Raw genomic sequence first — 13,696 nt, 5'->3', positions numbered from 1 at the left:
TTACAGAAAGGTACAACTACCCCCTTAAATTTCCAAGTTGTCTAACGGACTTTTTATTTGTCCAAAACCTCTCGTTGTAATATGAGTATAAATTTGAGTCGTTTTCGGGCTTTCATGCCCTAGTAATTCCTGAATGTACCGCAAATCTGTTCCTTGCTCCAGTAAATGAGTAGCAAATGAATGGCGTAAGGTATGGACAGTTACTTTTTTCTTAATCCCGACTTTTTCAACAGCCGCTTTCAAAATATTTTGAACACTCCTCCTCCCATATTTCACAGGTTTTTCTAACGTACTCCCAAATCCTTCAAATAAAAAATAATAGGGTCTTACTTCTCTGATATAATTCCTCAAAACCTCCAATGTCCTAGCAGAAAGTAATGTATATCTATCCTTTTTCCCCTTACCACTTTCTACCCTAATTTGCATTCGCTTAGAATCAATATCCTTAATTTTTAATTGAATCAATTCGCCTAATCTTAAACCAGCTGAATAAATGATCATGAGTATTGCCTTATGTTTCAAATTAGTCGTTGCTTGTAAAACAGCTATCACCTCTTCCTCACTCAATACCTCCGGAAGTGCCTTCTCACGTATTGGTCTATCCACATGATAGTATTTTCGCTCTCCTCCTTTTACCTTCTCGAAATAAAACTTAATTGCATTAATCGCCTGATTCTGATGGGAGCTCGAAACCTTTCGCTCTGTAACCAAATACCTCGAAAACTCCATTACCTCTTTTTCACCTAAATCATCCAAAGGGATATCAGAAAAATGGTTGATAAACTCTTCAAAAAGTGGCACATAGGCCCTTAAAGTACTTTCGCTGTACCTCCGCTCCTGCAACTTATGAATATACTCTTCCGGACACCTGCGGTAATTAGGGGTCTCAGCACTTGACTTTCGCTTTACCTTATAAGGAGCTTCTTCTTTATAAATCCATAGCAAACCCAATTCTATTATTTTCTTTTTCAACTCTTCCAAAAACTGCTCAGAATACGGCACACTCCAAGATTTGCTCTTACTATCCCACTGATAATAAGGAAAAGTCTTCACTAGTTTCATCAGCCTCTCATGAAATCCAAAAAATAAACGGATTCGTCCCTCGACTGTCTTGACTATCAATACTTGATTTTTATCCAAAAAGACTGTCTGTCCTTTCTGTGGAACTTCAATGACAGGACGCTCCGTGATACTTGTCAACCGCTCTCCAAAATATCCCTTCAACTTCTCCAAATTTCCAGGATAATGAGGAATTTCCCATAAAAAGTCATCCTTGTTCCAGCGAGTATACCTGATCGACCGGATAAACTGAATACCCGCTTCATTCTTTGGCATCTTCAAAATCAACTTCCTGCCTACAATCTCCAAGGTAAGGGGGCTCTGTTCCATAGAAAGCGTATCTTTATTCACATACAAACGCTTTAAAAATAATCCATCTCATATTTAATCAAAAGCCTCAAACCCAACTTAAACGTTTATCTATAAAATGTCACCAAGACTCAAATTCATGGCTCATTCTTAATAAGCTAGGTGAAGTCACTCCAAAATATGTATCGAACCCAACATAATCGCTTATTCAAACGGCCACAACCTTACCAGCTAAAAAACAAAACCTCTTGGCACCTGAAATAAAAAAACAGGCCTCCAGGATTTTTTACTACACAAAATAACTACGAAAACGCTAGAAACCAATAAAAAGAAACACCTAAAGCTTCGAATGATGCTCAATGATCCACAAACACTACATCCAAACTTTTTTGCTGTTAATTCCGCTACTGAATAAAAATAAAAAATCCTAACTACCTCTATTTTGGATAGTTAGGACTTTAATTTGCAGAGAGGAAGGGATTCGAACCCTCGATACCCTTTAGGGGTATACACGCTTTCCAGGCGTGCTCCTTCAACCACTCGGACACCTCTCTGTGTGATTTCGGAGTGCAAAGAAAGGAAATCCCTAGCGCTTTTCCAAATACCCCTGCTAACAAGGCCGAAAAAAACCAAACTATACCCTTTCACACAACTGAAAGCCGCCCAAAACGCCTCAAAACCTATCGAAAGCCCCCCATCAAAGCTCCCAAGACATCCTTCCATAAGGCCTAGCCCCCAAACTTCGCGTAAAAACACGATTTTTTTCCAAATACCCGACCTTTGCCGCCAGGCGCCCTCCCCGAAAAATAGCCCCCACTTATGCCCCCTCCACAAAGCAGGCCCGCAACAAAAAAACGCCCTCTCCCCGCTGAAGCCCCCGGAAGCCCCCTTCACTCCTTATATTTTTAAAATATCTGGCTTTTTTATGACTTTTATCAGGTCACCACATGAGCAGAGACAGTAGATTCGCCCCCTCTATCGGCGACCTTTACTGGCAGAATTGGGCTGGAGCCCAAAACTATGCATGCCTTAACAGCAGGAAAACATGGAAAACGCAACACTTATCCAAAAATATAATGTGCCGGCACCACGCTACACCAGCTACCCGCCCGTACCGCAGTGGGAACAGATGCCCGACAGCACCGAATGGAAGATCCTACTCCGACAGGCCTACGCAGAATTCGGCGAGGAGGAAGGCATCCACCTCTACATCCACCTCCCCTACTGCGAAAGTCTCTGCACCTACTGTGGCTGCACGAAGCGCATCACGAAAAACCACCAGGTTGAAGAGCCCTACGTTTATAGCCTCTTGAAAGAATGGGAGGAGCACCTGGCAGCACTGCCACCCAAGCCGCTGATCTCTGGCATACACCTTGGCGGAGGCACCCCCACCTTTTTCTCTCCCGAACACCTGGAGCTCCTTTTATCCGAGCTGCTAGACTCAGGAACACTGGCCCCCGATGCTGCACTGAGCTTCGAGGGACATCCGAATAACACCACGCGCGAACACCTTCAGCGGCTTTACGATCTAGGCTTCCGCAGGGTGAGCTTCGGCGTGCAGGATGTCGACCCGAAAGTACAGCGAGCCATCCACCGCATCCAGCCCTTTGAAAAAGTGGTCGAGGTGACCGAGGCCGCACGTGAGATCGGCTACACCTCCATTAATTTTGACCTGATCTATGGGCTGCCCCATCAGACACCGCAAAGCATTCGCCAGACCTTCAGCGAGGTGGCCTCCCTGCGACCCGAGCGCATCGCCTTCTACAGCTATGCCCATCTGCCACAGGCCTTCCCCGCACAAAAAAGCTTTGAGGCCTTTCTGCCGCAAAACGCCGCAAAACGAGCGCTCTATTCCCTGGGACGCGAACTGCTCACCCAGCTCGGCTATCAGGAAATCGGCATGGACCACTTCGCCCTGCCGGAAGACCCACTCTGTCAGGCGAAGGAGCAAGCGCGGCTGCACCGCAATTTTATGGGCTATACCGTGAAGCCCTCTCGCATCCTGCTAGGGCTGGGCAGCTCAGCGATTAGCGACATCCACTATGCCTACGTCCAAAACGAGAAAGAGGTAGACACCTATAAGGCACTACTTCGCCTGGACCGCAGCGCACATGTAAAAGGACATGTGATGCACTCAGAAGATATCGAAACCCGCCGCCTCCTACTGGCCCTGACGTGTAATGGCCGCGCCGAATGGAACCGCTGCTTTTTCAAGGGGCTCAGCACCGAAGCCAAGAACCAACTTGAGACCTTCCGCGCCGAAGGCTTGCTCCACTTCTCCGAACTAGGAATTCGCATCCGCCCCGCTGGCATGGCCTACCTTCGGAACATTTGTATGGTCTTCGACCGCCGCCTGCATGAGGACAGTACGGCACAGCGGCGCTACAGCCAGTCGATATAGCCCCTTCCGCATCGAAAAGTGTATCTAAAAAGAGATTTTTTAGACGTATTACAGTTCAACCCCAGCAAAGGAGTGTAGCCCAGCCGCACTCCTTTCTTCTTTCTTTGGCCCAGCCTAGACGGTCCCCTATCTACCTTCCTTCACATCCCGCCACAAAGCGTCATTTCCACTCCCACAGCGGGCGCTTGCGTGGGCAGTGCCGGTGAAAGGAAATGCCCCAGTCCCAGGCCGCGCAGCACAAAAAGCAGCCCGATAAGCACGGCCATATAAGGAATCGCGCGGTTCAGGCGCTCGCGCCAAAGCATCGGCAGCAAATGCCCTCCCAGCATCAGGGCCAGCAGCAGCGGACTCGTACCCAAGCCAAAAGCCGCCATGTAGGCTGCCGCTTCCAGGGGCGCCTGCAGCGCAAAGGCCGCCAACAGCGCGAGATACACCATCCCACAAGGCAAAAGACCATTTAACACTCCGGTAAAAAAATGTGCTCGATAGCCACCCTGGCGCAAGTGATGCGCAAGCTGCCCACGGAGCTTTTGGACAAAACGAAAAGCCATGCCCTGACTAGCCAGCCGCTCCGAACGCTTGTAAAAAAAGGCCATCAGCAGCAGAGAAAAGCCCGCCAGCAGGGAAAGAGACTGCTGCATCCCCGCTAAAAAGAGGGAGAAGCCCAGCAGCCCAATGAGCAAACCCAGCAGACTGTACGTAAACGTTCGGCCGAGGTGATACACGAGCTTTTGGAGATGGAAGCGGCGGGGCAGGGCCTGCTTGCCTCCTCCTGCTCCCACCGCCAGCGCGATGGGGCCACACATGCCGACGCAGTGCACACTCCCTAAAAATCCCAATAAAAATCCTGTCCAAAGCATGGTTTCTTTTTCTTTATACTGTCTCCTCACTCGGAAAAATCACCGAGCGCTCCCACCTAACCTACAGGTGCAAGCTGAGCTCCTCATAGTAAGCCTGATCGCCTAGCTGCCAGGTCAGCTTAGCCTTCCAGTAACCCGCCTTCAGGCTTTCTAAAGGCAGGACCTGCACCTCTTCCGCCAGCATGGCCGCCACCGGCAATCGCTGGTCCAGCCGTGCATCGGAAGGACGGAAAAGGTGCAACTCCCCACTCGCTCCCGCCGGCAGACTAAACTGCAGCGCCGCCTGACCTGGCAGCGCCTGCATCACCTGCTGGCCACGCTCCGCTGTATTCCCCACCTTATCGATGTGGCTCTGATAGCGGATCGTCTCCGCATAATAGTTTTCTGTCACCAGGTGTAAATCGTCCTGCTTCATGCAGATGCGCACCATACTGATCATAATAGTGGCAAAAGCGACAAACACCAATACGATTCCTGTTCCCCAATTCATTTTCATCTTATGTCTATGTTTAACTGTTGTGTACCTATTTTAACGGCTCCTCCCTCTTCCTCAAGCCTCCTTTCAGCAAGGCCACCGCCCAGCAAGGGAGAAAGGAAAAGGCTCGGCGCTAGAGGGCAGCCCGCTGAACTGGCCCCACGAAGGAAGTCTTCAGCCGATCGATCACCTCCCCGTTTTGGAGCAGCAGCAGCACCACATCCTCCTGATTTTGGCGGATAGCCGCCTGCTCCCGTACCAGGAAAAAGCGCCCCTCAAATTTACTTTGCTCCCCGAGCACCCAGTGCTGGTCCCCAACCACCTCCAAGCGAAGTGTCGGGTCCTCCGGCTGCAGCGCGATCGCTTGCTCCTTAAAGGTTTTATTAATAAATGTCACCTCATACAGATTACTAACCATTCCGCCCTCGCGCTCTTGGTAGGTCATGCCTCGGAAGCGGGTAACAGTGGCCGCCAGATCCGTGCGCGTCAACAGCAAGGTCACGAAAATCCCCACCAGCAGCGTTAAAATGGCCGTGTACGCCTTCACTCTTCCCGTCCAAAGTCGGTTGTTCCCCTCGGTAATGCCCGCCTCTGAAGCATAGCGAATCAGTCCTTTCGGGCGCTGCACTTTCTCCATGACCGCATCACAGGCATCGATGCAAGCGGTACAGTTGACACATTCCATCTGCACGCCATTTCGGATATCGATTCCCGTCGGGCAGACCTGCACACAGAGGGAGCAGTCCACGCAGTCCCCTTTCGGCTCTTCTATTTGGGCTTTTTGCTTGCGCAAAGGTCCTCGAGGCTCACCCCGCACATAGTCGTAGGCGACGTTTATACTGTTTTTATCCAGCAGCACACCCTGCAAGCGGCCATAAGGACAGACCACCAAGCAGGCTTGCTCCCGGAACCAGGTGAAAACAAACATGAAAACCCCGGTAAAGGCCAGCAGACCGAAGAAACCCGCCCAATTTTCAGCAGGGGAGCTTTGGATCAGGGCGATCACCCGATCCATGCCGATGAGGTAGGCCATCACGGTATGTGCGATCAACACAGAGACACCTAAAAAGACGGACCACTTAAGGAGCCGCTTGCGCAGCTTTTCACCGTTCCACGGCATGGCGTCCAGACGGCGCTGCTGCCCAGCATCCCCATCGATCCAGTACTCGATCTTGCGAAAGACCATCTCCATAAAAAGGGTCTGCGGGCAGGCCCAGCCGCAGAAGACACGGCCGAAGACGACGGTAAACACGATGACGAAGACAAAAAGCGTCAACATCAGAAAAATCAAAATATGCGTATCCTGCGGCCAAAAGGCGGCGCCAAAAAGGATGAACTTACGCTCAAAAATATTAAAAAGCAGCCAGGGACGACCATTTACTTGTATAAAAGGCCCTGCAAAAAAGGCAGCCAAAAGCAGCCATGACAGGTAGGTACGGGCGCTGTAAAACCAGCCACTGACTTGCTTCGGGAAGATCCAGTTACGCGCACCATCCTCTTTCACCGTGGCGAGCGCGTCGCGAAATTTTTCTGGATTGAGATGGGGATTTTTCATGATATAAAGGGGAGAATAGGTGGATGTGGCGTAGGGGAATCTTGCAAGTGATGGGGTAAGGAGCGGGAAGGATGTTCATCCTCCCCGCAATGGGGTAATTGAAGTAGCCGCTGAGGCCGTTTACTTTGGCGCTCAGCGCCTACCGAAAAGACAGTCATACCGCCTGTAGCTTTAGGCAGCGACGGCTACTTCGGAAACTGCTGGCGTCTCACTTCCCCCCTCTTCAGCCGCATCTGCAGCATCGGAAGGGCTCGTCGGCGCCATTTTCTCTCCTTCCGGCGCTTTCGGATTCGCCGGCGTCGTACCCTGTAGCGTCAAAATATAGCTCGACACTTGTTGCATCTGCTCCGGGCTCAACTGATCTTCCCAGGGGATCATCCCTTTCGCGGGAACACCATATTTGACCACTTTAAAGACCTCTTCGATGCTATTTCCGTGGATCCAGTAGTCGTCGGTCAGGTTCGGGCCCACAGTACCCCCTCCATCGGCGGCATGGCAGGCGGCGCAGTTTTCGATAAATAGCGTCTTGCCGGCCTGAAGCGCTTGTGGGCTATCGTCATAGATCACGGTGTTTTCGTCGATGCTACTGAGCAGGTTCGCCTTATAAGCCTCGATTTGGATGCTTGCTAGGCGCTTCTCCTCCTCATACTCCTCGATTTGGGTTTTGCCGATGCCCAGTACCGAGTAATTCACGAAGTAAGCCACGGCGAAGAGGATCGTGCCGTAGAAGACATATTTCAGCCAGGGTGGCATAAAGTTGTCCAGCTCTACGATGCCATCGTAGCTGTGGTCCAGCATGAGGTCTTGTTCCTCCTCCACGGGCTTCAGCTTGCCCGTCACCCAGCGCTCTTTAAACTGCTCCCACCAGCTCGGGCCGGCTACTGCGGCGGTGAGGGCACCACTAGCCAGCATTTCGCGCTTCAGCACGGTAGACAGGAAGCTCATCAGGTAGATCATGAGCACGAGAAGCAAGAGGATGACTCCCAGCACAGCGCCCAGCAGGACCAGTAGCGTGAGGGAAGAGCTGTCTAAGCTTAGCAGTTCATTCACCCAGGGAAGGGAGGAAGTCTGCGCCATCGCTCCGGCGGGGGCGCCTAAGAAAGCCACCAGGAGGATGGCGATGATGTTAGGATTTCGGTTCATGTCGTTCTTGATTTAGCGCTGGTTCGTCTTCTAAAGGCATGGCTTTCATTTCGTCCACATAGCTTTTATCTACGCGGAGCACCCACCAGAACATCCCCGCAAAGAAGGTCACGAAGATTAGAAGCGAGATAATCGGGTAGATTTCGATGTTCTCGATGGATCTTAAGAGTTCTTTATGCATAGCTGTAGCGTTAAGGGGTAACAGTGGTAGCAGTCGTTTTCTTGATATCCGTTCCCAGGCGCTGCAGGTACGCGATCAGGGCCACGATTTCGCTGTCAGCACTTACAGCCACCCCCGCGTTTTCGAGGTTTGCTTGGATGCTTTCGGCTTGCGCCCAAAGGTCTGTGAGTGCCTGCTCGTCATAGCCGGCGGGATAGGGAACGCCCAGCTTGGTCATGGTACGGATTTTCGCAGGAACATCGTCATGCTTCATCGTATTCGTGGCCATCCAAGGATACGGCGGCATCAGGGAGCCCGGTGACATGCTGGTAGGGTCTACCATGTGGTGGTAGTGCCAGCTGTCCGGGTACTTGCCACCGACGCGGTGTAAGTCTGGCCCCGTGCGCTTAGACCCCCACAGGAAGGGACGGTCGTAGACAAATTCTCCAGCCTTCGAGTACTCTCCGTAGCGCTCGGTTTCGGAACGGAACGGGCGAATCATCTGCGAGTGACAGCCCACGCAGCCATGGGAGATGTAAAGGTCACGCCCCTGCAGTTCGAGTGGCGTGTACGGCTCCACTGTTGCGATGGTCGGCACATTCGACTTCACGAGGATAGTCGGAACGATCTCGATCGCACCACCGATAAGGATCGCCACTGTCGCCATGACGGTAAAGAAAACCGGCTTACGCTCCCAGGCGCGGTGCCAAAACTCTCCTTTTTCCGCTTGGTACGGTGCTAAGGCAGGAGCAGCATCTGCCTCCTCAGCTTGGAACTCGCCCTGCTTGGCTGTTTTCACGAGATTCACCACCATAATCACAGCACCACTGAGGTAAAAGACCCCTCCGATAGCGCGAAGCACATACATCGGCACGATTTGGATCACCGTCTGCAAGAAGTTCGGATAGGCCAGTCTGCCCGCCTCTGTAAATTCTTTCCACATCAAGCTTTGCGTCAGCGCCGCCACATACATGGGTAGCGCATAGAATAAAATCCCCAGCGTACCCAACCAGAAGTGCGTGTTGGCCATCTTCACTGAGTAAAGCTTGGTTTTCCACATGCGCGGCCATAACCAGTAGAGCATGGAGAAGGTCAAGAAGCCGTTCCAGCCCAGCCCTCCGATGTGCACGTGTGCGACGATCCAATCGGTATAATGCGCGATGGCGTTTACACTTTTAAGCGAAAGCAGCGGGCCTTCGAAGGTTGCCATCCCGTAGGCGGTCACGGCCACCACCATAAATTTCAATACAGGGTCTACGCGGACCTTATCCCAGGCACCCCGAAGGGTTAGCAGACCATTTACCATCCCACCCCAAGAGGGAGCGATTAGCATCACCGAGAAGGCTACGCCCAGCACCTGTGCCCATTCTGGCAGTGCGGTATAAAGAAGGTGGTGGGGCCCTGCCCAAATGTAAATGAAGATCAGGGACCAGAAGTGCACGATGGACAGCTTATACGAGTACACCGGGCGATTCGCTGCCTTCGGCAGGAAGTAGTACATCAGCCCGAGGAAGGGAGTCGTCAAGAAGAAGGCCACGGCATTATGCCCATACCACCACTGCACGAGCGCATCCTGCACCCCTGCGTAGGCAGAGTAACTTTTAAAGAAGGACACGGGCAGGGCCAGTGAGTTAAAGATGTGTAGCACGGCCACCGTCACGAAAGAGGCAAGGTAGAACCAGATGGCTACGTACATGTGTTTCTCACGACGTTTCACGAGAGTTCCGATCATGTTCGCACCGAAGGCGACCCACACGACCGCGATCGCGATGTCGATCGGCCACTCCAGCTCGGCATACTCCTTAGAAGTCGTAAGACCGAGGGGAAGGGTAATGACGGCAGAGAGGATGATCAGCTGCCAGCCCCAGAAATGAAACCAGCTGAGGGTTTTATTCCACATGGGCGCTTTTAACAGGCGTGGCATCGAGTAATAGATACCTGCGAAGATGGCATTCCCGACGAAGGCGAAGATCACCGCATTCGTGTGCAGTGGACGGATTCGGCCGAAGGTCGTGTAGGGATTGCCCAGGTTAGCTTCGGGGAGGAAAAGCTGCGTGGCAGCGATCACCCCGATCAGCATGCCGGCGAGGCCCCAGATGATGGTGGCGGCACCGAAATACTTTACGATCTTATTGTCGTAACTGAATTTTTCCAGCGTGGCTCCTGACATAATTTACTTGAGTTTAGTTGAGGGTATGCGATTCGAATTGGTTTTTTCTAGTTTAGGCGCCGCTTTCGGATCCGCGCTGCGCTGTGGCCCTTTCCCATCGAAAAGGATGCGGATGGCGGGAGTATGTGCATCATCGAACTGCCCACTTTTCAGGGCGCGAAAGAAGATGTACAGAAATCCAGCGGCAAGGAGTAGGCTGATGCCGATCAGCACGAAGATCACTTCCATGAGGCGGTGGGTTTAAGGTGGAGTCCCTGGCGATAAGCGAGGTAGTTTGTTGCCAGTGTGGTAAAAAGCACCACCGACAGGCTACTGAGGGGCATGAGGATGGCACAGAACAGCGGGCTGATGAGCCCCTGCACGGCGAAATACACCCCAAAAGCATTATAGGTGAAGCTCAGTCCGAAGCTGGCCTTGATAACATTTCGGCTTTGGCGACTGAAGCGTAGGAAACGCGGCAGCTGTGCAAGCATGCTGGCATCCAGGATGGCGTCGCTGGCGGGCGAGAAGTGGCTGGCCTGATCGGTGAGCGCGATGCCGACATGCGCCGCCTTTAATGCGCCCGCATCATTCAAGCCATCGCCTAGCATCAGCGCATGGCGCCCCTCGGAGCGTAATTTTTCGAGGTAGGCTAATTTTTCCTGCGGACTTTGGCGGAAGTTCAGCTGCACCTCCTGACCAAGGCGCTCTGCCATGCTGGCCCGCTCATGGTCCTGGTCTCCGGAAAGTAGGTGCACAGGATAGTCCGCTGACAGATCGCCGATCATCTCTTCCATGCCTTCGCGTAGCCCGCTGTGAAGAAGAAAATAGCCGATGATCCGATCGTCCTGCGCGAAGACTACTTGGTTTCCAGAGAAGCTCTGATGAAGCGCCTGTGGCAATCCTGTAAAGCTAGCCGAACCGAGACGGTAGATGCTGCCCATGTGGGTGGCCAACAGGCCTTTGCCCTGCACTTCCTCGCAGGAGTCGAGGCTTACAGCCTGAATATCTTGGAAGTAGCGGTGGAGCCGATTACTAAGCGCATGCGTAGAATGTCCGACCATGGCTTTAACGATACTTTTTTGGATAGTACTGAGCGTGGCACCGGTAAAGCCCTCATAGGTGATCGTCGCGTGCGCAGGATCCGTCAGTGTGCCCGTCTTATCGAAAACCAGGGTGTCGATAGCGGCCATTTTCTCGATTACGGACCCATTTTTTAGATACAGTTTCTTTCTCCCGAAAATCCGCAGCGTATTGCCCAGCGTAAAAGGCGTGGACATGGCCAGCGCACAGGGGCAGGTGATGATCAGCACAGCCGTAAAGGTCTGCACGGCCAGCCCCCCCTCTCCGCGGTAAGCCCAGAAAACCAAGCTCCCCAGCGCAATTAAAAGCACCACTGCAGTAAATTTTCCCGAAATTTTAGTAGCCAAGGACTCGAGGCCAGGGCTTTCCTTTTTGGCGAAAGCCTCCTGGTTCCACAGGTCCGTCAGGTAACCCTGCGAAGGGCTTTTCTGCACAACTAGCGTGATGGCCTGTCCTTTTTGGCGGCCGCCGGCATACAGGAGCTCGCCCTTTTTCTTTGCCACCGGCACCTCCTCCCCCGTCACGAAGCTGTAGTCGATGAAGGCTTGGCCCTCCAGCAGAATACTGTCTGCAGGAATCAGCTCTTGGTCGCGGATGAGCAGTACATCACCCACTTCGAGCTTGGTTAGCGGCACCACCTCTTCGCGGCCTTGCTGGAGGCGCGTGACCGCTACGGGAAAATAAGCCGTGTAGTCGCGGTCGAAAGAAAGCGTCTCATAGGTTTTGGCTTGATACAGCTTGCCCAGAAGCAGGAAAAACAAGAGCCCGCCGAGGGTATCCATATAGCCTTCCTGCCCCAGCATGAAGATTTCGTACAGGCTATAACTAAAAAGGGTCACGATGCCGATGGCGATCGGCACGTCCATATTCACCTGGCGATTTTTTAGGGCGAGCCAGGCGGAGCGGTAATAGTCTGTGGCGGCATAGAAGAAAACGGGCAGGGCCAGCAGCACATTCAGGTAGTTAAACAGCCCCTTAAAACTATCCCCCAGCAGAGCCGCCTCAGAAAAGTACTCCGGCAGGCTAAAAAACATCATGTTTCCGAAGCAGAAACCCGCCACGGCCAGCTTGAATATCAAGGTTTTATCCAGGGCGGAAGTCGCCTTGCGCTCGACCACATCCGCGAGCTGGATGCGCGGCTCATAGCCGATACTACTGAGCAGGCGGACCAGGTCACGGAGGCTCAGCACCTCGTGCAAAAACTTGATCTGTACCTGTTTTTTCATGAAGTCCACACGTCCGGAGATGACGCCCCTGTGGAGGCGATCCAAGTTCTCCAATAGCCAGATGCAGGAGGCGCAGTGAATCAGCGGGATGGAGAAGGTGATGTGCGTTTCGCGCTCATTTTTAAAGTCGATAAGCTTCCCTTCCACTTCGGTGTCGAGCAGGTAGTCGAAGCGATTCTCACGCTCGGAGCGGGATTTCTGGGAGCTCCCCGGCTGGGACTCTAGGGCATAGTAGGTGCTGCACATATCGGCCTCGCTGAGCACCTGATAGACGAGCTGGCAGCCTGTGCAGCAAAAGTCCTTTTCTGCATAGCTCAGATGTTCTTCTTGGCAGCTCTCCCCGCAGTGGTAGCAGGCAGGCGGCGTAGTGACGCGGGCGGTAGGGAGCAGTTCTGGTTTCATAATGCATGCAAGTTAGGCGGGCTGAGTACGAAAAAAGATGATGAAAATCAGCTTTCTAAATGATTTAAAGCGCCAGGTAAAAGGAGAGGCGATCGCTCCATTTACTCCCTTTGTAGAAGTGAAAAAGTACTTTAGCGAGGTCTGTCTGGTAGGCCTTAGTCGTCACTAGCAGCGTACAGTCCTGCTGCACCGCATAGGACCAGAAGTCCCCGATGCGCGAAAAATTAAACTTGATAAAGGAAGTTTCTGCTGTCATTTTGCCGACTTGCTCGATGATGCGCTGCTCCTCGCGCTGCTTGGACTTGGGCGTGAAGCGCGGAGAGATAATGGTGGCCTTACTTTCAGTAAGATGTGGGCCGAAGAGCTGTAAAAAATTTTCTATCAGGCGCGCCGAGGCCTTTGTGCCATCGTAGTGGAATAAGATATGGGAAAAGGAAAGTTCTTTTTCATACAGCAGCACGGGCACTTCGCAAGGCTGGGACTCCAGCGCACTGGGGCGCTCCTGACTGTGCAGCCAATCCAGCACCTCTGGGAGCTGCGCCGTATATAGGGTGGGGCGAGCTGCTGTGGGGCCGGTGCAGGTGGCGGGATAGGGCACTCCTCCCCGTGTAAAGCCGATCGGTAGCTGCGGACAGTGATGCGCTGCGATCAGGTTTTCCGGAATTTCGAATGTGGCGATTAATGTGCTGTTTCCCTCCATGGCTGTATCTTGTATTGGGTACAAAGCTACAGCAGCGCCAGCAAGGGGGCATTGACCTTTTCCCAGTAGGAAACATGATAAAAATCAGGCTTTGGGCGGCAGCCCAAAAGGTTTTTATCGCCTTCCGAAGCGCAAACAGCGTCTAGTTGAAAGGGGGCAGCATCGCCTCCTAGC

Annotated in this window: 11 protein-coding genes and 1 tRNA gene; 1 reads left to right on the top strand and 11 read right to left on the bottom strand. The window is 52.6% G+C overall.

The genetic code is table 11. The features are described from left to right. Positions 1-24: 24 nt before the first annotated feature. Both ACXIT9_RS09795 and ACXIT9_RS09790 read right to left on the bottom strand, forming a co-directional pair. Entirely contained in the window at positions 25-1,410 is a 1,386-nt protein-coding gene (locus ACXIT9_RS09795) for a tyrosine-type recombinase/integrase (RefSeq protein ID WP_458056045.1), read from the bottom strand. Positions 1,411-1,834: 424 nt separating this feature from the next. Continuing rightward, a tRNA-Ser gene (locus ACXIT9_RS09790) sits at positions 1,835-1,922 on the bottom strand. Positions 1,923-2,413: 491 nt separating this feature from the next. Here ACXIT9_RS09790 and hemN point away from each other — a divergent pair. Next, positions 2,414-3,769 (top strand): oxygen-independent coproporphyrinogen III oxidase, encoded by a 1,356-nt coding sequence (hemN, locus tag ACXIT9_RS09785; protein WP_458056044.1) that lies wholly within the window; start codon positions 2,414-2,416, stop codon positions 3,767-3,769. Positions 3,770-3,909: 140 nt separating this feature from the next. Here the strand turns inward: hemN and ACXIT9_RS09780 are convergent, their stop codons facing one another. The 9 genes from ACXIT9_RS09780 to ACXIT9_RS09740 form a co-directional block, all read right to left on the bottom strand. Continuing rightward, on the bottom strand, positions 3,910-4,629 hold the full coding sequence (locus tag ACXIT9_RS09780) for a sulfite exporter TauE/SafE family protein (RefSeq protein WP_458056043.1): 720 nt from the start codon (positions 4,627-4,629) through the stop codon (positions 3,910-3,912). 61 nt (positions 4,630-4,690) lie between these two features. Further along, positions 4,691-5,125: a FixH family protein gene (locus ACXIT9_RS09775; RefSeq protein ID WP_458056042.1), complete on the bottom strand. Its 435-nt coding sequence runs from the start codon at positions 5,123-5,125 to the stop codon at positions 4,691-4,693. A 112-nt stretch (positions 5,126-5,237) separates the two neighbouring features. After that, a complete protein-coding gene (gene ccoG / locus ACXIT9_RS09770) occupies positions 5,238-6,659 on the bottom strand; it encodes a cytochrome c oxidase accessory protein CcoG (RefSeq protein WP_458056041.1) in 1,422 nt (473 codons plus the stop codon). Positions 6,660-6,830: 171 nt separating this feature from the next. Beyond that, on the bottom strand, positions 6,831-7,802 hold the full coding sequence (locus ACXIT9_RS09765) for a cbb3-type cytochrome c oxidase N-terminal domain-containing protein (RefSeq protein WP_458056040.1): 972 nt from the start codon (positions 7,800-7,802) through the stop codon (positions 6,831-6,833). Continuing rightward, on the bottom strand, positions 7,786-7,983 hold the full coding sequence (locus ACXIT9_RS09760; protein ID WP_458056039.1) for a cbb3-type cytochrome c oxidase subunit 3: 198 nt from the start codon (positions 7,981-7,983) through the stop codon (positions 7,786-7,788). Before ACXIT9_RS09760 ends, ACXIT9_RS09765 begins: the two co-directional genes overlap by 17 nt. A gap of 10 nt (positions 7,984-7,993) precedes the next feature. After that, positions 7,994-10,132 (bottom strand): cytochrome-c oxidase, cbb3-type subunit I, encoded by a 2,139-nt coding sequence (gene ccoN / locus ACXIT9_RS09755; protein ID WP_458056038.1) that lies wholly within the window; start codon positions 10,130-10,132, stop codon positions 7,994-7,996. A gap of 3 nt (positions 10,133-10,135) precedes the next feature. Then, the gene (gene ccoS / locus ACXIT9_RS09750) at positions 10,136-10,360 is read right to left on the bottom strand and encodes a cbb3-type cytochrome oxidase assembly protein CcoS (protein WP_458056037.1); all 225 of its coding nucleotides are present in this window, start codon (positions 10,358-10,360) and stop codon (positions 10,136-10,138) included. Next, positions 10,351-12,822: a heavy metal translocating P-type ATPase gene (locus ACXIT9_RS09745; protein ID WP_458056036.1), complete on the bottom strand. Its 2,472-nt coding sequence runs from the start codon at positions 12,820-12,822 to the stop codon at positions 10,351-10,353. Before ACXIT9_RS09745 ends, ccoS begins: the two co-directional genes overlap by 10 nt. Before the next feature lie 64 nt (positions 12,823-12,886). Continuing rightward, positions 12,887-13,522, bottom strand: coding sequence for a hypothetical protein (locus ACXIT9_RS09740; protein ID WP_458056035.1), 636 nt, complete (start codon positions 13,520-13,522; stop codon positions 12,887-12,889). Positions 13,523-13,696: the final 174 nt, after the last annotated feature.

The organism is Nitritalea sp. (assembly GCF_054166705.1).
Note: the sequence above shows the minus strand (reverse complement) of the source record. Positions and strands in the feature narration are given on the sequence as shown.